At 72.1% G+C, this 20599-nt stretch carries 24 protein-coding genes; 20 read left to right on the forward strand and 4 right to left on the reverse strand.

What is annotated here, in order from left to right:
• Window positions 1-102 precede the first annotated feature (102 nt).
• Window positions 103-1701 (forward strand): ATP-binding protein, encoded by a 1599-nt coding sequence (locus tag ACQEUU_RS02430; RefSeq protein ID WP_433059642.1) that lies wholly within the window; start codon window positions 103-105, stop codon window positions 1699-1701.
• Between the two features lie 312 nt (window positions 1702-2013).
• Here ACQEUU_RS02430 and ACQEUU_RS02435 read toward each other — a convergent pair whose 3' ends face one another.
• Both ACQEUU_RS02435 and ACQEUU_RS02440 read right to left on the reverse strand, forming a co-directional pair.
• The gene (locus tag ACQEUU_RS02435) at window positions 2014-2748 is read right to left on the reverse strand and encodes an AAA family ATPase (protein ID WP_433059645.1); all 735 of its coding nucleotides are present in this window, start codon (window positions 2746-2748) and stop codon (window positions 2014-2016) included.
• Between the two features lie 60 nt (window positions 2749-2808).
• Window positions 2809-3387 carry a TetR/AcrR family transcriptional regulator gene (locus tag ACQEUU_RS02440; protein WP_433059648.1) on the reverse strand — a complete coding sequence of 193 codons (579 nt, stop codon included), beginning with the start codon at window positions 3385-3387 and terminating at the stop codon, window positions 2809-2811.
• Window positions 3388-3473: 86 nt separating this feature from the next.
• Between ACQEUU_RS02440 and ACQEUU_RS02445 the strand changes: the two genes are divergently transcribed.
• The 4 genes from ACQEUU_RS02445 (at window position 3474) to ACQEUU_RS02460 (ending at window position 6519) form a co-directional block, all read left to right on the forward strand.
• The gene (locus tag ACQEUU_RS02445) at window positions 3474-3950 is read left to right on the forward strand and encodes a hypothetical protein (RefSeq protein ID WP_433059651.1); all 477 of its coding nucleotides are present in this window, start codon (window positions 3474-3476) and stop codon (window positions 3948-3950) included.
• Window positions 3951-4014: 64 nt separating this feature from the next.
• Entirely contained in the window at window positions 4015-4611 is a 597-nt protein-coding gene (locus ACQEUU_RS02450; protein ID WP_433059654.1) for a histidine phosphatase family protein, read from the forward strand.
• Between the two features lie 73 nt (window positions 4612-4684).
• Window positions 4685-5341 (forward strand): response regulator, encoded by a 657-nt coding sequence (locus ACQEUU_RS02455; protein ID WP_433059657.1) that lies wholly within the window; start codon window positions 4685-4687, stop codon window positions 5339-5341.
• Entirely contained in the window at window positions 5338-6519 is a 1182-nt protein-coding gene (locus tag ACQEUU_RS02460; RefSeq protein WP_433059660.1) for a sensor histidine kinase, read from the forward strand. Before ACQEUU_RS02455 ends, ACQEUU_RS02460 begins: the two co-directional genes overlap by 4 nt.
• On the opposite strand, the gene ACQEUU_RS02465 is transcribed toward ACQEUU_RS02460, so the two are convergent.
• Window positions 6486-7166 (reverse strand): hypothetical protein, encoded by a 681-nt coding sequence (locus ACQEUU_RS02465; RefSeq protein WP_433059662.1) that lies wholly within the window; start codon window positions 7164-7166, stop codon window positions 6486-6488. The genes ACQEUU_RS02460 and ACQEUU_RS02465 overlap by 34 nt on opposite strands.
• 173 nt (window positions 7167-7339) lie before the next feature.
• Between ACQEUU_RS02465 and ACQEUU_RS02470 the strand changes: the two genes are divergently transcribed.
• From ACQEUU_RS02470 to hypE, 15 genes are all read left to right on the forward strand, one after another.
• Window positions 7340-7903, forward strand: coding sequence for a hypothetical protein (locus ACQEUU_RS02470; protein ID WP_433059665.1), 564 nt, complete (start codon window positions 7340-7342; stop codon window positions 7901-7903).
• A 274-nt stretch (window positions 7904-8177) separates the two neighbouring features.
• A complete protein-coding gene (locus ACQEUU_RS02475; RefSeq protein ID WP_433072019.1) occupies window positions 8178-8339 on the forward strand; it encodes a hypothetical protein in 162 nt (53 codons plus the stop codon).
• Window positions 8340-8420: 81 nt separating this feature from the next.
• A complete protein-coding gene (locus tag ACQEUU_RS02480) occupies window positions 8421-8984 on the forward strand; it encodes a dihydrofolate reductase family protein (RefSeq protein ID WP_433059668.1) in 564 nt (187 codons plus the stop codon).
• 212 nt (window positions 8985-9196) lie between these two features.
• The gene (locus ACQEUU_RS02485; RefSeq protein WP_433059670.1) at window positions 9197-10564 is read left to right on the forward strand and encodes a hypothetical protein; all 1368 of its coding nucleotides are present in this window, start codon (window positions 9197-9199) and stop codon (window positions 10562-10564) included.
• Window positions 10561-11061: a hydrogenase maturation protease gene (locus ACQEUU_RS02490; RefSeq protein ID WP_433059673.1), complete on the forward strand. Its 501-nt coding sequence runs from the start codon at window positions 10561-10563 to the stop codon at window positions 11059-11061. Before ACQEUU_RS02485 ends, ACQEUU_RS02490 begins: the two co-directional genes overlap by 4 nt.
• Window positions 11054-11434 carry a hydrogenase maturation nickel metallochaperone HypA gene (locus ACQEUU_RS02495; protein ID WP_433059676.1) on the forward strand — a complete coding sequence of 127 codons (381 nt, stop codon included), beginning with the start codon at window positions 11054-11056 and terminating at the stop codon, window positions 11432-11434. The genes ACQEUU_RS02490 and ACQEUU_RS02495 overlap by 8 nt, the downstream gene beginning before the upstream one ends.
• Entirely contained in the window at window positions 11431-12489 is a 1059-nt protein-coding gene (locus ACQEUU_RS02500; RefSeq protein ID WP_433059679.1) for a hydrogenase expression protein HypE, read from the forward strand. Before ACQEUU_RS02495 ends, ACQEUU_RS02500 begins: the two co-directional genes overlap by 4 nt.
• Before the next feature lie 36 nt (window positions 12490-12525).
• The gene (locus ACQEUU_RS02505; RefSeq protein WP_433059681.1) at window positions 12526-14319 is read left to right on the forward strand and encodes a nickel-dependent hydrogenase large subunit; all 1794 of its coding nucleotides are present in this window, start codon (window positions 12526-12528) and stop codon (window positions 14317-14319) included.
• Complete coding sequence (locus ACQEUU_RS02510) at window positions 14312-14662, forward strand: hypothetical protein (RefSeq protein ID WP_433059684.1); 351 nt, start codon at window positions 14312-14314, stop codon at window positions 14660-14662. Before ACQEUU_RS02505 ends, ACQEUU_RS02510 begins: the two co-directional genes overlap by 8 nt.
• On the forward strand, window positions 14659-15270 hold the full coding sequence (locus ACQEUU_RS02515; protein WP_433059687.1) for a DUF5947 family protein: 612 nt from the start codon (window positions 14659-14661) through the stop codon (window positions 15268-15270). Before ACQEUU_RS02510 ends, ACQEUU_RS02515 begins: the two co-directional genes overlap by 4 nt.
• A 10-nt stretch (window positions 15271-15280) precedes the next feature.
• Window positions 15281-15490 carry a hypothetical protein gene (locus tag ACQEUU_RS02520; protein ID WP_433059690.1) on the forward strand — a complete coding sequence of 70 codons (210 nt, stop codon included), beginning with the start codon at window positions 15281-15283 and terminating at the stop codon, window positions 15488-15490.
• 21 nt (window positions 15491-15511) lie between these two features.
• Entirely contained in the window at window positions 15512-15622 is a 111-nt protein-coding gene (locus ACQEUU_RS02525) for a DUF6893 family small protein (RefSeq protein WP_433059693.1), read from the forward strand.
• Between the two features lie 17 nt (window positions 15623-15639).
• Window positions 15640-15912 (forward strand): HypC/HybG/HupF family hydrogenase formation chaperone, encoded by a 273-nt coding sequence (locus tag ACQEUU_RS02530; RefSeq protein WP_270152950.1) that lies wholly within the window; start codon window positions 15640-15642, stop codon window positions 15910-15912.
• Between the two features lie 12 nt (window positions 15913-15924).
• Complete coding sequence (gene hypD, locus ACQEUU_RS02535; protein ID WP_433059696.1) at window positions 15925-17064, forward strand: hydrogenase formation protein HypD; 1140 nt, start codon at window positions 15925-15927, stop codon at window positions 17062-17064.
• Window positions 17061-18200: a hydrogenase expression/formation protein HypE gene (gene hypE / locus ACQEUU_RS02540; RefSeq protein ID WP_433059699.1), complete on the forward strand. Its 1140-nt coding sequence runs from the start codon at window positions 17061-17063 to the stop codon at window positions 18198-18200. The genes hypD and hypE overlap by 4 nt, the downstream gene beginning before the upstream one ends.
• Before the next feature lie 15 nt (window positions 18201-18215).
• Here the strand turns inward: hypE and hypF are convergent, their stop codons facing one another.
• Window positions 18216-20594: a carbamoyltransferase HypF gene (gene hypF / locus ACQEUU_RS02545; protein ID WP_433059702.1), complete on the reverse strand. Its 2379-nt coding sequence runs from the start codon at window positions 20592-20594 to the stop codon at window positions 18216-18218.
• Between the last annotated feature and the right edge of the window lie 5 nt (window positions 20595-20599).

Consider the following 20599-nt stretch of genomic DNA (forward strand, 5'->3'; position numbering starts at 1 on the left):
GCGAAGCCTCTGAGCAGCGCCCGTCCGGAAACGCTCAGTCTCCGTCTTCACGCGAATCCTGGTCCGAGACATTCGGCGGCCCAATGATGACATCATGTGACCATGCGACGACCCCGAGTGAAATATTTCAACACCACGGGACCGTGCAGCCCACTGCACCACTACACCTTGCCTCCCACGCGACGGCTCCCCGAGGCGCGCGAGCTCATCGAGATGGACCGCTACTTCGTGCTGCACGCGCCCCGGCAGACCGGCAAGACGACGATGCTGCGCACCCTGGCGTCCGAGCTGACCGCCGAGGGCGACATCGCGGCCCTGATGTTCTCCTGCGAGCGCGCCAAGTCGGCCGGTGACGACTACGCCGCAGCGGAGTCGCTTCTGCTGGATTCCCTCCGCGAGGCCGCCTCGCGGTCGGGATGGCCGAAGAAACTGCTCCCACCGGACTCCTGGCCGCAGGTCACGCCCGGCGCCCGGTTCGGTTCGGCGCTGAGCGAGTGGTGCCGCCGCTCCCCGCGCCGCGTGGTGCTGCTCCTCGACGAGATCGACGCCCTGCAGGGCAACAGCATGGTCAGCATCCTCAGTCAGCTCCGCCACGGCCACAACGCCCGGCATGAGGGCCAACCGTTCCCCGCGTCCGTGGTGCTGTGCGGGCTGCGCGACCTTCGTGACTACAAGGTCGCCTCGGGCGGCGAGCCCGGCAGGTCGAACCCGGCCAGCCCGTTCAACATCGTCGCCAAGTCGCTTCGCCTGGGCGACTTCACCGCCGACGACATCGCCGAACTCTACGGCCAGCACACTCAGCAGACCGGCCAGGAGTTGACCAAGGACGCGGTGGAACGGGTCTTCGAGCTGACACAGGGCCAGCCGTGGCTGGTCAACGCCCTGGCCCACGAGGTCGTCTACGAGATGGGCGTGACCGGCGCCGTCGCCGCCGGGCAGGTGGAAGACGCCAAGGAGCGGTTGATCCGGGCGCGCGCCACACATCTGGACTCTGTGATGGCCCGGCTGCATGAGCCGCGGGTCAAGCGGGTGATGGAGCCTGTCGTGGCCGGGACCTTCCCCCACATCGACCTCGCCTTCTCCGACGACCTGTCCTACGTACGCGACCTGGGCCTGATCAAGCAGAAGCCCCCGCTCGAAGTGGCGAACCCGATCTACCGGGAGGTCATCCTGCGCGTGCTCGGAGACCCGTCGGAACAGTACGTGATGGCCGACCCGCGCAGCTTCGTGCTGCCCGACGGCCGGTTCGACCTGCCGCGCCTGCTGGAGGAGTTCGTCGTCTTCTGGCGCGAGCACGGCGAAGTCCTCATCCAGCAGGAGGGCTACCACGAGGCCGTGTGCCAGATCATCCTCATGGCCTTCCTGCACCGCCTGGTCAACGGTGGCGGCTACCTCGACCGGGAGTACGCCGCCGGCACCAAACGCCTGGACGTGTTCGTCCGCTGGCCTTACACGAGCCCCGACGGCGAACGGCTCATGCAGCGAGAGGCCATGGAACTGAAGGTGTGGCGAGCAGGCGAGAACGACCCGGCACCCGACGGCCTCGCCCAGCTCGACCGCTACCTGGACCGCCTCACCCTCTCCACCGGCGCACTCGTGATCTTCGACCGCCGCCCCGAGGCCCCGCCCTGGCAGGAACGAGGCGGCTTCCAACAGGCGACCACACCCTCCGGCCGCCAGGTCACCGTCCTGCGCGTCTGACGGGGTGCTTCAACGGATCGCCGGGCGAAGGCGAGCTGGCCCGCGCCTCCTGGACGCACCGCCTCTGGCCTCTCATAAGCCGTGAGGCGGGCCCTCGATGGTTTCGCGAGTGGCTGGACATTGAGCAGGAAGCTCAGAGCCGCGTCACCACGGTTACGCGGACGCCGGCGGTGGCGAGCCAGGCGGCGAGACCCGGCGAAGTAGCCGTCTCCCGAGCCGATGAAGACCCCGTTCGAAGCGCCGGTCGACGCGGTCGCCGATGGAGTCGGAGTACTCGCGGACGGTGCCACCGGGGGCGCTGTGGATGACTCGTCAGCCGGGGTCCGTGTCCAGGACGTAGCGCAGGTAGAAGTCCGGTTTGGTCAGGAAGCGGCGCCAGTCGTCGACGAGTTGCAGGTCCTGCCATTCCGTCGTGCGGAGGCCGTGTTCGCCGACCTCGATGATCTGGGAGCCCGGCAGGCCGGCGAGGATCGGTGAGTGTGTGGCGCAGATGATCTGGCCGCCCTCCCGCGCGACCCGGTGCATCAGGCCGACCAGGCGCAGGCATGAATGGAACGACAGCGCCGCTTCGGGCTCGTCCATCAGGTACAGGCCCGGCCCCGACACCATGCGGTCGAGTACGGTGAAGAATCCTTCGCCGTGGGACTGTTCGGCGAGGTCGTCGTCCCAGTAGCCCGGCAGGCCCGACACGTTCCGGCCGAGGTTGAACAGTGTCTCGGCGCGGAAGAAGAACGCCCGCCGCTTGCGGCGAGGGCCGTGGAGCAGCCGGAGTCCGGTGGTGGTGAGTTCGGCGTCGAGGACCGCGCCCAACGCGGTGGGCTCGCCGGTCGAGGAGTACTTCGTCCCCGCTTTGCCGCCTTCGGAGTTGATGCCGCACACATCGGCGATGGCCTCGACCAGCGTCGACTTCCCTGACCCGTTCGCACCGACCAGGAAGGTGACCGGCTGGGTGAAGGTCAGCCCGTGCTCGACGAGATCGCGTACCAGGGGCAGGTCACCTGACCAGCCGCCCGGCGAGCGGAGGGCCGCGAGCCGCGTCAGCATCATCGCCGGCCTCCGGCGTCCGGCCGTCGGTGCTTCTCCGGTGCGGTGTGGTCGGGCGGCACGCTAGTGGTCCTCCGGGGTGCGGTCGAGGATCAGGTCGGTGGCGCGGGCGAGGACCTGGGCCCGGGTGCGGTCGCCGTGGTCGGCGACGAGGAAGTGCTCACCGATGGCCACGCAGAAGGCGATCATGCTTCGCGCCTCGACCTCGTCCGGGTCGGAGCAGAAGGTGCCGATCATCTCGCGCAGCAGCCCCATGCGCCGGTTGTCGACCCGGCGCAGGCGCTCGGCGACCGCCTCGTCGCGCCGGGCCCAGTCGCGGACGGCGAGGTCGATGGGGAGCAGGCGGCCGCCGGAGAAGGTGAGCATGCCCGCGCGCTGGATCCGGGCCTTCGGGTCGCCGCCTTCGCGCTCGATGCGGTCGAGGACCTCGTCCACGCTCTCCCGCTCCCAGGTGTCGAGCATCGCCGTCAGGAGCGCGTCGCGGTCGGCGAAGTAGCCGTAGAAGCCGCCTTTCGTGACGCCGAGCCGCTTGGCCAGCGCCTCGATCCTCACGGCGTCGGGACCGCCGGCGGCCAGGGTCCGCAGCCCTTCCTCGATCCACTTCTCACGCGGCGTCCTGGTCGCGCCCACGATGTGTGCCACCTCACCTCTCAGCGATATATACGCTGCCGTATAGTACGCGCTAACCTCCATTATACGGTTGCGTATACATCGAAGGAGACAGTCGGATGACCGGCTCGTTAGTGGAAAGCGCGGTGGGGACGCGGGTGCCCGGGTCCGTCCGCGCCCTCAGTTCCTTGTCCCGGATCGACTACGCCGACCTCTTCACGCTCTCCACCGGACAGCAGGCGACCCCCGAGCAGTGGGCCCGCGCGATGTTCGGCGACGTCCCCGACGCCGCGGAGCGGTTCATCTGGGGCGCCCTCCTCGGGCTGCGTCTCAGCCGGGAACGATCGCCGGACACGGTGGCCGGGTGGCGGATCAACGGACGCGGCGGCGACTGGATCCGGCTCGGGGCCGCGTCCTGGTTCCTGACCTGCGAGCTTCTCGTACGGACGAGCGGCGGGCAGGTGTCACTCGGGACCTTCCTGCGCTATGACCGGCCCCCGGGCCGCGGCGTGTGGCGCGCGCTGTCGGCGGTCCATCGCCTGCTGGTGCCGGGCGTGCTCCGCGACGCCGCGAGCCGGCTCCGCGATGTTCGTTAGTTCCGCAGGGCCGCGATCCGTAGTCTGGGGACGCGATCGAGATCGAATCTGACAGGGAGCACCCATGACGGTTGAGATCGTTTACGAGACGCACTCGATCAGCGTCCACAACGAGACGGGCGTCGCCAGCGGCTGGTTGCCCGGCGAGCTGTCCGAACGCGGCCTGGCCCTGGCCGCCGAACTCGGCGAGCGCCGCCGCGACGACGGGCTGGACGCGGTGTTCAGTTCCGACCTGTACCGCGCCGTGCAGACCGCGCGGGTCGCCCTGGGGGACTCGGGGATCCCCCTGTTCCAGGACCGGCGGTTGCGCGAGTGCCACTACGGCGAGTTCGACGGCATGCCGGTGAGCCTGCTGGAGGCCCGGCGCGCCCGGCACATCGACGAGCCGTGGCCCGGCGGCCAGAGCTACCGGGACGTGGTGGAGCAGACGAGCGACTTCCTGGCCGAGCTGGCGGCGCGGTGGGACGGCGGGAAAGTGCTGCTGATCTCGCACTCCGCCAACCGCTGGGCCCTGCAGCACCTTCTGCACGGCGTGCCGCTCGCCGAGCTGGTCGATCGGCCGTTCGACTGGCGGCCCGGCTGGACGTTCCAGCTGCCGGGCGACTGGACGGGGGCCGCTCGGGTCCCACCAGCCGGCCCGGCGCCCATGACGCCGCCGTAAAGCCTGTGCCCCGCCTGCGCGAGATGGTGGGATTTATCCGGCTTTAATACGATCCGGTCATGCCGGGTGAGACATGATGATCAGGGTGGTCATCGCCGACGACCACGCCATGATCAGGGCGGGCCTGCGGCTGGTGGCGGAGAACGCCCCCGGCGTGGACGTGGTCGGCGAGGCGGCCGACGGCGTGGAGGCCGTCGCGGTGACGCGGCGCGAACGGCCGGACGTGCTGCTGCTCGACATCGCCATGCCGCGCCTGGACGGCCTGGCCGCAGCCACGACGCTGCTCGCCGACCCCGCCCCGCCGCGGATCGTGATGCTGACGACCTTCGGCAGCGACGAGAACCTGCACGCAGCCCTGCGTACCGGGGTCAGCGGCTTCCTGCTGAAGAGCTCGCCCCCCGAGCACCTCGTGGAGGCGGTACGGGTCGCGGCGGCGGGCGACGGGATGATCGATCCGGCGGTCACCCTCCGGGTCATCGCGTCCTTCGCCGCGCAGCCCGTACTCTCGCCGCCTCCCGAGCTGGCCACCCTCACCGCGCGTGAGCTGGACGTGCTGCGGCTGCTGACTCGGGGCCTGTCCAACCGGGAGATCGCGGCGGAGGCCGGGATCGGCGAGGCGACGATCCGCGGCCATGTCGCCCAGGTCCTGCGCAAGCTGGGGGTGCGTGACCGCCTCCAGGCGGTGGTGCTCGCCTACGAGTCCGGTTTCGTCCGCCCCGGCCGGCCATGAGGCGCGGCGGAGGCTGGCGGCCGAGCCGGCTGGACCTGCTGCTGGCGCTCGCCGTGGTCGTCGCCGGGCAGGTCGAGTCGTTCGGGCGGCAGGGGTTCGAGCCGAGCCAGATCAGCCGGCCGGTGCCGCTGGCCGTCGGCGCGGCCGCCGCCGGGGTGCTGCTGCTGTTCAGGCGGCGGTTCCCGATGAGCATGCTGCTCGCGCTGGTGGCGGTCGGCATCGGCGTGCGGGAGGTCACGGACGCGGGCTACTACGCCGCGTGGCACTTCTATTCGACGCTCATCCTGGTGCACACCGTGGCCAGCGCGGCGGAGCTGCGCAGCCGGCGTGGGCTGGCGGGGCTGGGTTGTGTGCTGCTCGCGTACGGCTATTTGCAGACATTTCAGCACAACGACCTGGCGGAAGTGCTGATCAGCGCCATCTTCGTCGGCGTCGCGTACGCCAGCGGCATCCTGTTGCGCCGCCAGATCGACCAGACGCTGCTCGTCACCCGGCAGGCCACCCGGCTGGAGGTCGAACGCGAGGAGCGCGCCCGGCAGGCGCTCGCCGGCGAACGGGCCAGAATCGCCCGGGAACTGCACGACATCGTCTCCCACAACGTCAGCCTGATGACCCTGCACACCGGCGGTGTACGGATGATGCTCCGCGACGACCCGGACCGCGAACGCGAACGCGCGCTGCTGACCGGCGTCGAACGGGCGGGCCGCGAGGCCATCGAGGAACTCAGGTTGATGCTGGGCATGCTGCGCAGCCCCGGCGGCACCGGCGCCGAACCGCACCCCACCGGGCTGGACCGGCTGGACGCCCTCGTCGGCCAGGTCGAGCAGGCCGGCCCGGCAGTGGACGTGCGGGTCGAGGGCGAACCCAGGCCGCTGCCCCCGGGGCTGGACCTCTCGGCGTACCGGGTGATCCAGGAAGCGCTGACCAACGCGCTGAAACACGCGCGGGCGACCCGGATCGCCGTCACCGTCACCTACGCCCCCTCCTCCGTCACCGTGGAGGTCACCGACGACGGCCCGGGCGGCGGACAGGGCGGCGGACAGGGCGGCGGACAAGGCGGCAGCGGGCACGGCCTGATCGGCATGCGCGAGCGGCTCGCGATGCACGGCGGCGACCTGTCGGCCGGCCCCCTGCCGGGCCGCGGCTACCGCGTGCGCGCCAGGTTCCCTACAGGCTGAGACCGCTCGCCGGCCCATTCGGCGTCGCTCATCCGTACGATGCGCAGACCGATGACCCCGGCCCCCGCCACGTAGAGCAGCCCGCCCACGACCGTGCCGACCGGGAAGATCGGCCCCGTGAAGATGCCCACGAGCATGGCGAACGGCGCCCACCAGGGCGCGTGACCGCAGTACGCCAGCACGAGCCCGAGCGCGAACAGCCCGATGATCCCGGCGAACCCCGGAATCTGGAACCCGAGCACGAGCCCCGGATCGGCGAACGCCTGGTCGCCGAGCGCCGCCCCCTGAGCGGGCGGCAGCGAGCGCTCCAGGCGCGCGTAGAAGTAGCCGCCCAGCATCAGCGCGGAGAAGTTCACCACGCCGAGCAGGGCGAGCCCGCCCGTGAGGTGCCCGAGTAGCACCGCCCGGCGGCGTACCAGGTGGATCATGCCGACGATGCCCGGCACCAGCAGCACCCAGCTCCAGTGCAGGATCGCCGCGCTGACCGACACCTGCTCCAGGTGGCGCCCGTAGACGCCGACGGTGTCGCCGCCGCCCTGGCGCAGGGCGGGGTCCGCGGCCATGCCCGCGACGTACAGGACGGGCGCGGCGATGAGGCACGCCCCGGCGGCGAGCCTCCGGAATCGGATCGGATCTGACAACGACATGGTGGTCCCCTCACTGGTCTTCGACGGGAAGGCTACGAACGCCGGACCCTCACCGTCGTCCACCACCGGACCGACCCCCACCCCGCCGTTCTGCCGGGAAAACCGGGGCAGGCGGATGACAGCGGGCGGGGAGGGCATACTGGCGGCAGTCGACGCGCGCCACAGGGGCACTCATGACTCGATCGTTCGCCGGCTCGGCCCCTCGTCTCGCCAGATTCGCGGGAGCCGCCCTGGCGGTCTGGGGCCTCGCCTACGTGATCAACGGCGCCACGCAGGCGGGCGGGTACGTCACCATCCGGGTGGCGACCGCCCCGGGCGCCGGGCCCTCGCCGCTGAGCGGGGTGGAGCTCTCCCCCGGGGTCGTCCTCCACGAGGAGGACGTCGCGCTGGACGTCTGGGGAGCCACCGTCGCCGAGCAGGTGCTCTCGCGCGCGGACGTCCTTTTGGCCGGGCTGTGCGCGGGCCTGGCCGCGCTGGTGCTGAGCTCTGCCGGGCGGCGGTTCGCCGGGCGTGGTGCCGCCGGGCTCGTCGTGCTGGCCGTCGTCTCGGGTCTCGGCTGCCTACTGCCGGTCGTCGCCGCGGCGACCGTACTCGACCGGGCGGGGCTCACCGGGGACTTCGTCCCGTCCTCCGCCCTGTCGTGGGCGCCGATCGCGGGCGCGGGAGCTCTTCTCGTGCTGGCCCTGGCGTTCCACGCGGGAGCCCGCGAGGCGGAACGGGCGGACGTCGACGGGTGACCGTGGGGAGGCCCGCGCTCCTCTGGTGGGCGAGCGCGGCTCGGGTCACCGCCGAACACGGCGTGGACGCGGTCACCATGGACCAGGTGGCCGCGGCCGCCGGCGTCGGCAAGGGCACGCTGTTCCGCCGGTTCGGCGACAAGTCGGGGCTGGCCGCCGCCCTGCTGGATGCCCGCGAGCGCGTGCTGCAGGAGGCGATCCTGCACGGACCGCCCCCGCTGGACCCCGCCCGGCGCCCGCTATCGGATCGGGGCGTACCGGTTCTGGCACCGGCATGTGGCGATCCTGCTCGACGGCGTCGCCCGACCCCGACCACGCCGCCCATGCCGTGCTGGCCGCCCTGTCGGCCGAGCACGTGTCCGCGCTCCTGCCCGAGCTGGGAGAGAAGCGGATCCGCGCCGGCCTGCACCGCCTCGCGCTCTCCCAGCGACCGTAGCGGCCCCGGAAGAGGAGCGTAAGAAGGCCGTAAGAGCGCTCCGGCATCGTGGAGCCAGGCAAACAGGAAAGGACACCCCTCATGCGCACCCTCAAGCTCCAGGTCCAGGTCACCGTCGACGGCTACATGGCCGGCCCGGACGGCGCCATGGACTGGGTGGCCGGCTCGTGGAGCGACGACCTCAGCGACCGCGTCAACGCGCTCACGAAGTCGGTCGACCTGATCGTGCTGGGCCGCAAGCTGGCCGAGGGCTTCATCCCGGCCTGGGCGTCCGGGCCGGAGGGCGAGGACCAGGAGTCGATCGACTGGATGAACGGCACCCCCAAGGTCGTCATCTCCAACACCCTCACCGAGTCGCCGTGGGAGAACGCCACCGTGGCCGGCGGCGACCTGACCGAGATCGTCAACGGGCTGAAGGCGCGGCCCGGCGGCGACCTCATCGTGTACGGCGGCGGCACGCTGGTGTCCAGCCTGATCACCGCCGGGCTCGTCGACGACTACCACCTGTTCGTGAACCCGGCCGCGACCGGAGGCGGCATGCCGGTGTTCCCCGAGGGCGTCCAGCGGCGGCTCCGCCTGGTCGGCGCGCGGCCGTTCGACTGCGGGATCACCGAGCTGCACTACGAGCCGGCGCGCGACCGGTGAGACCGGGAGGCCGGTGAGGCAAAGCGGCGGGCAAATCCTGTTGGGGCGGAGCGGGCTCACCTCGCGTGAGCCCCGGCCCTCCTGGGATGGATCACCAAGAACCGCTAGGTGAGGACGGCACCTAGGGGCGCGATCCACCTACTTGTCCAGAGACGGCGTGGCTATACCGAAAGAGTCACGTACGACCTGGGACAGGAAAGGGGCCACCCGCCGTGGACGCGAACGGCATCGACGCCGCGCCCGGGTTCCGGGCGGCGCTGGCGGTGGCGGACGCCGTCCTGTACGAGGGCTACCTGCTGTACCCCTATCGCCGTTCCTCGCCGAAGAACCAGGTCCGGTGGCAGTTCGGCGTGCTGCTGCCGGAGCCGTGGGCCAGGGCGCACGGGCTGGAGGGCGGCGGGGTGGCGGGCTCCGCCGAGTCGTGGTGGCAGCAGACCGAGTGCCTGCTCGTCGCGCCCGCCGACGCCGTCGTGCACGGCCGGGTGCGCTTCCTGCAACTGCGTCGCCGTACGTCCGAGGAGCGGCTGCCGGACGGCGGCCACCGGGAGGCGGACCGGGTCGGCGAGGCGCTGAGCTTCGACGAGGCGGTCCCGCGTGAGCTCGACGTCCGGGCCTCCGTGGCGGAGCTGCGGGCCGGTGAGAAGCAGCTCGACCTGCGGGTTCCCGGCTTCGAGACGGTGACCCCGCTGCCCGGCTCGGCCGGGCGGACGCGCTGGCGCGAGTGGCCGCTGCGGGCGCGGGCGAGGTTGTCGCTGACGCCCTGCGAGAGCTCGGCGCCGGACGGGAGCGCGCTGTTCAGGCTGCGGGTGCGGATCGAGAACGCAGGTCGGGGGCCGTCGCCCGAGACGCCCAGGGAAGAGACGCTCAGGCACGCGCTGATCGCCTGTCACACGCTGCTGACCGTGCCCGGCGGCCGGTTCGTCTCACTGCTCGAACCCCCGGACTGGGCGCGGGAGGCGGCCCGCGGCTGCGTCAACGCGCACACGTACCCGGTGCTGAGCGGCGACCAGGTGGTCCTGTCGTCGCCGATCCTGCTCTACGACAACCCGCGGGTCGCGCCGGAGAGCCCCGGCGACCTGCACGACGCGGCGGAGATCGACGAGATCCTGTCGCTGCGCACACTGACGCTCACCGACGCGGAGAAGCGCGAGGCGCGCGCCACCGATCCGCGCGCCGCCGCCATCCTCGACCGGGTCGAGGCGATGACGCCGGAGGACCTGGCCCGCCTGCACGGCGCCACCCGGGACCCGCGGCCTGCCGGTGGTCCGGCGCCCTGGTGGCATCCGGAGGCGGACGCGTCCGTCTCGCCGGCGACGGACGTCGTCGAGGTGGACGGGACGCCGGTGCGCAAGGGCAGCCGGGTGCGGCTGCGGCCCCGGCTGCGCGGCTCCGACCCGCAGGACATGTTCCTCGACGGCAGGACGGCCCTGGTGGAGGCGGTGCTGCTGGACGTCGACGGCGCCCGTCATCTCGCCGTGACGCTGGAGGACGACCCGGCGGCCGAGCTGAACCAGTGGTACGGCCGGTACCGGTACTTCGCGCCCGAGGAGACCGAGCCGCTGGACGGTGAGCCCGCGTGAACCGGGTGCTGGTGGCCGGGATCGGCAACGTGTTCCTGGGCGACGACGGGTTCGGCGTCGAGGTGGTCCGGCGGATGGACCCCTCGGCCCTGCCCGGGTCGGTGGTGGTGGCCGACTACGGCATCCGCGGCGTCCACCTGGCCTACGAGCTGCTCGGCGGCGCGTACGACACGCTGATCATGGTGGACGCGGTCGAGCTCGACGGCCCGCCGGGCACCGTCGCCGTGCTGGAGATCGACGACGAGCCGGCGCCGGACGCCCTTCCACCCGTGAACGGGCACGGCATGCATCCCCAGGCCGTCCTCGACCTGCTCGGCAAGCTGGGCGGCGGGGTGCCGAGAGTGCTGCTGGTGGGCTGCCGGCCCCAGGTCGTCGACGAGGTCATGGGCCTGTCGGAGCCGGTCGCCGCCGCCGTCGAGAGCACCGTCGCCGCGGTGACGGCGCTGGCCCGTGACGAGACGTACCGACAATCCGACAGGGAGCGCGCCGATGCATGAGACGAGTATGTGCGACGAGATCGTCGAGGCGGTCCTGCGCCGGGCGGAGGGACGGCAGGTGGCCGCGGCACGCGTCCGCGCCGCCTTCGCCGGGCACCGGCCCGATCCGGCGGTCGTCGAGCAGGGCCTGCGCGTGGCCGCGGCCGGGACCCCGGCCCAGGGCGCGCGGATCGAGCTGGTCACCGAGCCGCCCGCGGTGAGCTGCCGCGACTGCGGCGCCAGGACGCCCGCGGCCGACGCGCTCGCGCTCGTCGCCTGCCCCCGCTGCGGCGGCGTCGACGTCGAGATCGCCGGCGACACCGGAGTCGTCATCGAGTCGATCACCTATCAGCCGGACGTTCTCACCACCGAGGCCAGCGAGGTGCGCGCATGACGGAGACGCAGCAGCGGGGCGGCCAGGCCGCCGGCTACGACGAGATGCACATCCTGTGGATATCCGAGGGCATGAGCTGCGACGGCGACACCGTCTCCGTCACCGCGGCGACCCAGCCCTCGATCGAGGACGTGGTCAACGGCACCGTTCCCGGACTGCCCAAGGTCCACCTGCACAACAAGGTGCTGTCGCCCAGTCTCGGCGGCGAGGACTACCTGGCTCCGTTCCGGGCCGCCGCCCGCGGCGAGCTGGAGCCGTTCATGCTCGTCATCGAGGGCTCCATCCCGAACGAGAACATCAACGGCGACGGCTACTGGACGTCGTTCGGCAACGACCCGGAGACCGGCCAGCCGCTGACCCTGAACACCTGGATCGACCGGCTGGCCCCGCGCGCGTGGGCGGTCGTCGCCATCGGCACCTGCGCCACCTACGGCGGCATCCACGCGATGGCCGGCAACCCGACCGGCTGCATGGGCCTGGCCGACTATCTCGGCTGGGACTTCCGGTCGACCGGCGGGCTGCCGATCGTGAACGTGCCCGGCTGCCCGGTCCAGCCGGACAACTTCATGGAGACCCTGGCCTGGGTGCTCTACCACGCCGCCGGCAGCGCGCCGCCGCCTCCGCTGGACGAGATGCTGCGGCCGCAGTGGCTGTTCGGCAAGACGGTCCACGAGGGCTGCGACCGGGGCGCGTACTACGAGCAGGCCGACTTCGCCCACGACTACAACTCGCCGAAGTGCCAGGTGAAGGTGGGCTGCTGGGGCCCGGTGGTGAACTGCAACGTGCCCAAGCGCGGGTGGATGCGCGGCATCGGCGGCTGCCCGAACGTGGGCGGCATCTGCATCGCCTGCACCATGCCGGGGTTCCCGGACAAGTTCATGCCCTTCATGGACATGCCGCCCGGCGGCAACCTGTCCTCGACGTTGATCAAGCCGTACGGCGCGTTCATCCGCCGGATGCGCGGCATCACCAACCACACCGCCAACAGGGAGCCCCGGTGGCGGCACAACCGTGAGGCGCTGACCAGCGGCTACGACCCGCGCTGGCGCCCGTAGAACCGTCGGCGCGCACGAGAGAGGGGAACACGGCGGATGGCCATCGAACAGCAGGAGAGAGCCACGCCCAAGCCGGGCCAGCTCGTCGAGATGTCCTGGGATCCGATCACCAGGATCATCGGCAACCTCGGCATCTACACCAAGATCGACTTTGAGAACCAGCGCGTGGTGGAGTGCCACAGCACGTCCTCGCTGTTCCGCGGCTACTCGGTGTTCATGAAGGGCAAGGACCCGCGCGACTCCGGGTTCATCACCAGCCGCATCTGCGGCATCTGCGGAGACAACCACACGACGTGCTCGGTCTACGCGCAGAACATGGCGTACGGGATCAAGACCCCGAAGCTCGCCGAGTGGATCATGAACCTCGGCGAAGCGGCCGAGTACATGTTCGACCACACGCTGTTCCAGGACAACATGGTGTTCGTCGACTTCTGCGAGGCGATGGTCAAGAGCACCAATCCGAGCGTCCTGCGCCGGGCCACGACCACCGAGGCGCCGAACGCCCGCGTCCACGGCAAGCGCACGATCGCCGACATCATGGAGGCGTTCAACCCGTTCGAGGGCGACGTCTACAAGGAGGCGCTGACCGTCAGCCGCGTCACCAGGGAGATGTTCTGCCTGATGGAGGGCAGGCACGTGCACCCGTCGACGGTCTATCCGGGCGGCGTCGGCACGATGCCGTCGCCGACGGTCTTCATCGACTACCTGTCGCGACTGATCAACATCATCGACTTCGTCAAGAAGGCCGTCGCACTCAACGACGACGTCTTCGACTTCTTCTACCAGGCCCTGCCCGGCTACGAGGAGGTCGGCCGGCGCCGGGTGCTGCTGGGCTGCTGGGGGGCGTTCCAGGACCCCGAGGTGGTCGACTACCGCTACCAGACGATGAACGAGTGGGGCAAGGCGATGTACGTCACCCCCGGCATCGTCGTCGACGGCGAACTGATCACCACCGACCTGGTGGACATCAACCTCGGCATCCGCATCCTGCTGGGCAGCTCCTACTACGACGACTGGGTGAACGAGAAGCCGTTCGTCACCCACGACCCGCTCGGCAACCCGGTGGACATGCGCCACCCGTGGAACCAGACCACGCTGCCCGCCCCGCAGAAGCGGGACTTCGACGGCAACTACAGCTGGGTGATGAGCCCGCGCTGGCTCGACCAGCGCACCGGCGACCATCTGGCGCTGGACACCGGCGGCGGCGCGTTCGCGCGCCTCTACACCACCGCGCTGGCCGGCCTCGTGGACACGCCGTACGTGAAGTCGACCGGTTCGAGCGTGCAGATCAACCTGCCCAAGGGACCCAACCTGCCGGAGATGACGCTGGAGTGGCGGATCCCGCCGTGGTCCAACGCCCTTGAGCGCAACCGGGCCCGGGTGTACTTCGTGGCCTACGCCGCCGCCATGGCCGTGTGGTTCGTCGAGCGGGCGCTGGAGCGGGTGCACGGCGGCGACACCAAGGTGTTCCAGGACTTCGACGTGCCCGACCAGGCGATCGGCGTCGGCTTCCACGAGGCGGTGCGCGGCGTGCTGTCGCACCACCTGGTGATCGAGAAGGGCAAGATCGCCAACTATCACCCGTACCCGCCCACCCCGTGGAACGGCAGCCCGCGCGACCGCTTCGGCACCCCCGGGCCGTACGAGGACGCCGTGCAGGACATGCCGATCTTCGAGGAGAACGGGCCGGAGAACTTCAAGGGCGTCGACATCATGCGCACGGTCCGCAGCTTCGACCCGTGCCTGCCCTGCGGCGTGCACATGTACCTCGGCAAGGGCCGCACACTGCGCAAGCTGCACTCGCCCATGTTCGGCGGCGGCCATGACTGACAGGCCGAGGCTGGACGAGCGCGCCGTCGCCGGGAACCTGGAGCTGCTGGAGGAGCTGCTCAGCGAGCTGGAGACGACCTCCGGGCCCACGGCGGAGACGGCGCTGGACGCGGTCGCCACGCTCGCCGGGGTGTACGGGGAGGCGCTGGCCCGCGTCATGGACCGGGCCACCGCCGCCTCCCCCGAGCTCGCCTCGGCGCTGGCGGACGACATCCTGCTGGCGCACCTGTTCGCGCTGCACGGCGTCCCCCCGGGCAAGGCTCCGGCGAGCGGTCCCGGAGCGGCGTTCATCCCGCTCGACACGCTCTCGCGGCGGCCCGCCACCTCCAGGGCGGCCCCGTGACCGACGCCGTCACCGCGAGCGCGCTCGGCCGGGTGATCAACCGGCCGGTCGCCCGGCGGCGGCGGGCCGCCGAACCGTGCGAGCTGTGCGGCGACCCGCTCCCGGCCGAGCACGCTCACCTGCTGGAGGAGCGCAAGGATCTGGTGCTCTGCGCCTGCCGCGCCTGCGCGCTGCTGTTCGAGCCGGGCGAGCCGGGGCCTGGTGAGGCGGGGCCGGGCCGGTTCCGGCTAGTGCCGCACCGGCGGGTCCGCCTCACCGGCCCGCCGCCGTCCGAGCTGGGCGTGCCGGTGGGGCTGGCCTTCTTCGTCCGCCGGTCCGACGGCACGGTCGTGGCCCACTACCCGAGCCCGATGGGCGCCACCCGCTGGGAGGTGGACGCCGCCGCCTGGGAACGGCTCATCAGCCGGTACGAGGAGCTGCGGTCGATGCGGACGGCGGTGGAGGGCTTCCTGGTCGCGATCGTGCGCGGCCTGGACGAGCGCTGGCTCCTGCCGATCGACGACTGTCACCGGCTCGTCGCCCTGGTGCGCCAGGAATGGACGGGCATGTCCGGCGGCCAGCGGCTCTGGGACCGGATCGCGGCTTTCTTCGCCGAACTCGACAGATGAGGAGGACGACATGGCACGGATCCGCGTGGGCAAGCCCGACGTGGCGCCCGACACGCCCTCGCACGTCAAGGGCGTACGGCAGGGCAACGCGAAGGGCGCGTACCGCCATCAGGTGGGCCACCACAAGGACGACACCGCCGACGCGCGGCGGTCCACGGGCGTGCGCCCCGGCAAGGAGAACCCGATCTCGCCCAGCATGCCGAACCTCTCCCCGCCGTAGACCGAGAGAGGAGGTGGAGACATGAGGCGAGCAGCCAAGTTCCTGGCCCTGTTCACCGGGGCCGCGGTCATCGCGATGGTCTGGCGGGAACTGCCGGCCATGAAGCGCTACATCACTATGCGAAGAATGTGAGAGGAGCGAGGCGGCCGATGTGCCTGGGCATTCCCGGCGAGATCGTCGAACTCATCCCCGGACAGCCCGAACTCGCCAAGGTCGAGGTCGCGGGCGTCCGGCGGGCCATCAACGTCGGGCTGGTCAGCCAGGACGGCATCCGTCCCGGCGACTGGGTGCTCGTGCACGTCGGCTTCGCCATGTCCAAGATCGACGAGCGTGAGGCGGCGGCCACGCTCGCGCTCCTGCGCGGTCTGGGACAGGCGTACACCGACGAGCTCGAAGCGCTCGCGGAATCGGACATCACCTGAGAGGCGGGGGCAGTGCGGTTCGTCGATGAGTACCGCGACGCGGGCGAGGCCAGGAAGCTGGCGGCGCGGATCCGGGACCTGTGCGAGCCCGGACGGCGCTACACGTTCATGGAGGTGTGCGGCGGCCACACGCACACGATCTACAAGCACGGGCTGGAGGACTACCTGCCCGAGCCGGTGTCGCTGGTGCACGGCCCCGGCTGCCCGGTCTGCGTCATCCCGATGGGCCGGGTGGACGACGCCGTCGCGATCGCCCGCGAACCCGGGGTGATCATGACGTCCTTCGGCGACATGATGCGGGTGCCGGGCGGGCAGGGCTCGTTCTTCGACGCCAAGGCCGCGGGGGCGGACATCCGCATGGTGTACTCGCCGCTGGACGCGCTCAAGATCGCCCGGCAGAACCCGGACCGCACGGTCGTCTTCATGGCCATCGGGTTCGAGACCACCGCCCCGTCCACGGCGATGACCGTGCTGCGGGCCGCCGACGAGGGCATCGGGAACTTCGCCGTCTTCTGCAACCACGTGACGATCATCCCGGCCATCAAGGCCATCCTGGACTCGCCCGACCTGCGGCTGGACGGCTTCATCGGACCCGGCCACGTCTCCACCGTCATCGGCTGCCGGCCGTACTCCTTCATCGCCGCCGACTACGGCAGGCCGCTGGTGTGCGCCGGGTTCGAGCCGCTGGACGTCCTGCAGTCGGTGTACATGCTGCTGCGGCAGCTCGCCGAGGGCCGGGCCGAGGTGGAGAACCAGTACACCCGGGTGGTGCCGTGGGGCGGCAACGCCCGGGCGCTGTCGGCGATCTCGCGGGTGATGGAGCTCCGGCCGCACTTCGAGTGGCGCGGGCTGGGCTTCATCGCGCACTCCGCGCTGCGGATGCGCGAGGAGTACGCGGCCTACGACGCCGAGAGGCGCTTCCCCGTGCCGGGGGTACGGGTCGCCGACCCGAAGGCGTGCCAGTGCGGCGAGGTGCTGAAAGGCGTGCTGAAGCCGTGGGAGTGCAAGGTCTTCGGCACCGCCTGCACCCCCGAGACGCCCATCGGCACCTGCATGGTGTCCTCCGAGGGCGCCTGCGCCGCCTACTACAACTTCGGCCGCTTCACCCGGCGCCGCGAACCCGTGCCGCTGTCCTTGGGACGGCGGCCGTGAACGACCGGAGCGCGCACACGGCCGAGTGGGCCGAGCGGGCGCTGGCGGAGGCGGCCGGGCACGAGCCGGCTTCCCGCGAGGAGCAGGTGCTGGAGCGGATCGAACGCGCCCGCCGCCGCAGACCGAAGATCACCGAGGAGCGGGTGACGCTGGCGCACGGCGCTGGCGGCAAGGCGTCGCGGACGCTGATCGAGGCCGTCTTCGTCGACGCCTTCCGCAACCCGGAGCTCCAGCCGCTCGACGACGGCGCCACACTCGACCTCGGCACCGGCCGGCTGGTCTTCACGACCGACGCGTACGTGGTCTCGCCGCTGTTCTTCCCCGGCGGCGACATCGGCGACCTCGCGGTCAACGGGACCGTCAACGACCTGGCGGTCTGCGGGGCCAGGCCGATGTACCTGTCGGCGGCGTTCGTCCTGGAGGAGGGGTTCCCGATCGCCGACCTGCGCCGGATCGCCGCCTCCATGGCGGCCGCGGCCGGGCGGGCCGGGGTGCGGGTGGTGACCGGCGACACCAAGGTGGTCCAGCGCGGCAAGGCCGACGGCTGCTACGTGACCACGGCCGGCGTCGGGGCGCTGGAACGGCCGATCACACTGGGTGAGTCGCAGGTCAGGCCCGGGGACGCGGTGATCGTGTCGGGGCCGATCGGCGAGCACGGCATCACCGTCATGATCGCCCGGGGGGACCTGGACATCGAGGCCGACCTGGCCTCCGACACCGCGCCCCTGCACGACGCCGTCGCCGCGCTCCTCGACGCCGTCCCGGTGCGGATGATGCGCGACGCCACCAGGGGCGGGGTCGCGACCGTCCTGAACGAGATCGCCCGCGGCGCCGGGGTGGCCGTGACCGTGGACGAACGCGCGGTCCCGGTGCGCCCGGTGGTGAGCGGGGCCTGCGAGCTGCTCGGCCTGGACCCGCTGTACGTGGCGTGCGAGGGCAGGTTCGTGGCCGTGGTCGACGGCGACCACGCCGAGGCCGCGGTGGCGGCGCTGCGCCGGCACCCGGTGGGCGAGGGCGCGGCGGTGGTGGGCTCGATCGAGCCGGGGCCGCCGGGAATGGTGCTGCTCAACACCGCGTTCGGCGGCACCAGGATCGTCGACCTCCTGGTCGGCGACCCGCTCCCACGCATCTGCTGACCCGTGCGGGGCCGGTCAACGGCGGTCGTCGGCCGCGGCGACGACCGCCTGGCCGAGTGCGATGCCGCCGTCGCCCGGCGGGACCCGGGAGTGGACCAGCACCTGGAACCGCTCCCGTTCGAGACCGGACACCACGGCCTCCAGCAGCACCGTGTTCTGGAAGACGCCGCCGGACAGCGCCACCGTCCGCAGGCCCGTCCCTTCGCCCACCACCCGCACCGCGCGGACCACCGCCGCGGCCAGTCCACGGTGGAACCGCGCGGCGATCCGTCCCACGTCCGTCCCGGCCGCGACGTCCTCGGCCGCGGCCCGGACCAGGTCACCGGCCGCGATGACCAGAGGCTCGCCCTCGATCAGCCGGGCCGGGTACGCGCCCCGTTCGCCCGGATCCACCCGGGCCTCCAGCTCGGCCGCCGCCTGCCCCTCGTAACCGATCACGTCGCGGACCCCCGCGACCGCCGCGACCGCGTCGAACAGCCGCCCGGCGCTGGACGTGAGCGGGGAGTTCAGCCCGGTCCGCGCCATCCGGACGACCACCGGCCACTGTTCGCGGTGCCGCTCGGCCACCGGCAGGCGGGGCGGCGCGTCGCCGTGGACCCGGTCCAGCCAGGCCGCCGCCATCCGCCACGGCTGCCGCACCGCAGCCGCGCCGCCCGGCATCGGCACCGTCTCCAGGTGCGCCGCCCGCCGGTAGGAGACCAGGTCGGCGACGAGCACCTCCCCGCCCCACAGCGTGCCGTCGTCGCCCAGGCCGAGCCCGTCGAACGCCACCCCGATGACGGGCCCGCCGTGGCCGTGCTCGGCCAGGCAGGAGGCGACGTGCGCGTGATGGTGCTGCACCCCGATCAGGTCCACGCCCTCGCGCTCGCGCGCGTACGCGGTCGACAGGTACTCCGGGTGCAGGTCGTGGGCGACCACGGCCGGGCGGACGCCGAAGAGCCGGCAGAAGCGCTCGACGCTCTCGGCGAACGAACGCAGGGTCTCGTAGCTCTCCAGGTCGCCGATGTGCTGCGACAGGAACGCCTGGTCGCCCCTGGCCACGCAGAAGGTGTTCTTGAGCTGGGCGCCGCAGGCGAGCACCGGCCGGGGGAACGGCCACGGCACGCCGACGGGGGCCGGCGCGTACCCGCGCGACCGGCGCAGGACCAGCTCCCGGCCGCGGAAGACCCGCACCAGCGAGTCGTCGGCGGGCGCCTCGATCCGCCGGTCATGCACGAGGAACCCGTCGGCGACGCCCGCCAGCCGCCGCAGCGCCTCCTCGTCGCGGTAGGCGATGGGCTCGTCGGTGAGGTTGCCGCTGGTCAGCACGTACGGCGCGGCCAGCCGGTCGGCGAGCAGGTGGTGCAGCGGCGTGTACGGCAGCATCACCCCGAGGTCGCGGGCCCCGGGCGCCACGGCGTCGGCCACCGGGGCGTCGCCGCGGCGCGGGGCCAGCACGATCGGGCGGCGCGTGCCGGTGAGCAGCCGTTCGGCGGCCGGGTCCAGGTGGACGAGCGTCCGGGCGGCCGCCGCGTCCGGCGCGAGCACGGCGAACGGGCGGCTCTCGCGGCGCTTGCGGGCCCGGAGCGCGGCCACGGCAGGTCCGTCGGCGGCCAGCACGGCCAGGTGGTAGCCGCCCAGCCCTTTGATCGCCACGACCCGGCCCGCCTCCAGCCAGCGGGCCGCCGTCTCGACCGGGTCCCCGGCCGCCGCCAGGCCGTCCGCGCCGAGGGCGCGCAGCACGGGCCCGCACGCCGGGCAGCAGACCGGCTGGGCGTGGAAGCGCCGGTCACCGGGGTCGCCGTACTCCCGCGCGCACGCGGCGCACATCGCGAAGTCCGCCATCGTCGTGGCACACCGGTCGTACGGCACGCCGGTGACGATGGTGAACCTCGGCCCGCAGCCGGTGCAGTTGGCGAACGGGTACCGGTGCCGGCGGTCACCGGGATCACGCAGCTCCCGCAGACAGGCGGCACACGTCCCCGCGTCCGGCGACACCAGCGCGAACCGACCGGCCGCCCCACCTGACGCCACCCGGCCCGCCCCGCCCGAAGCGGTCCCCGCGCCATCCCGCAGTTCGGGTGCGGCACCCGAGACCGCCCGCGCAGCACCCGGCAGTTCGCCGTGCCGGCTGGGCACGATGCGGAAGCCGGACTCGCCCATCGGCTCTACCGGCTCCACCGAGACGCGCTCGACCAGGGCGAGCGGCGGCGCCTGGGCGGTCAGCCCGGCGGTGAACGCCTCCAGCCTCGCCGACTCGCCCTCCGCCTCGATGAACACCCCGCCGCGGTCGTTGCCGACGAACCCCGACACCCCGTGCGCCCCGGCCAGCCCGCACACGAACGGCCGGAACCCCACCCCCTGCACCAGCCCCTCGACCCGCACCCGGATCCGGCGCGCCCCCGTACCGGACATGGCCG

It is taken from the genome of Nonomuraea sp. CA-218870 (genome assembly GCF_050936535.1).
Taxonomy (GTDB): domain Bacteria; phylum Actinomycetota; class Actinomycetes; order Streptosporangiales; family Streptosporangiaceae; genus Nonomuraea; species Nonomuraea corallina.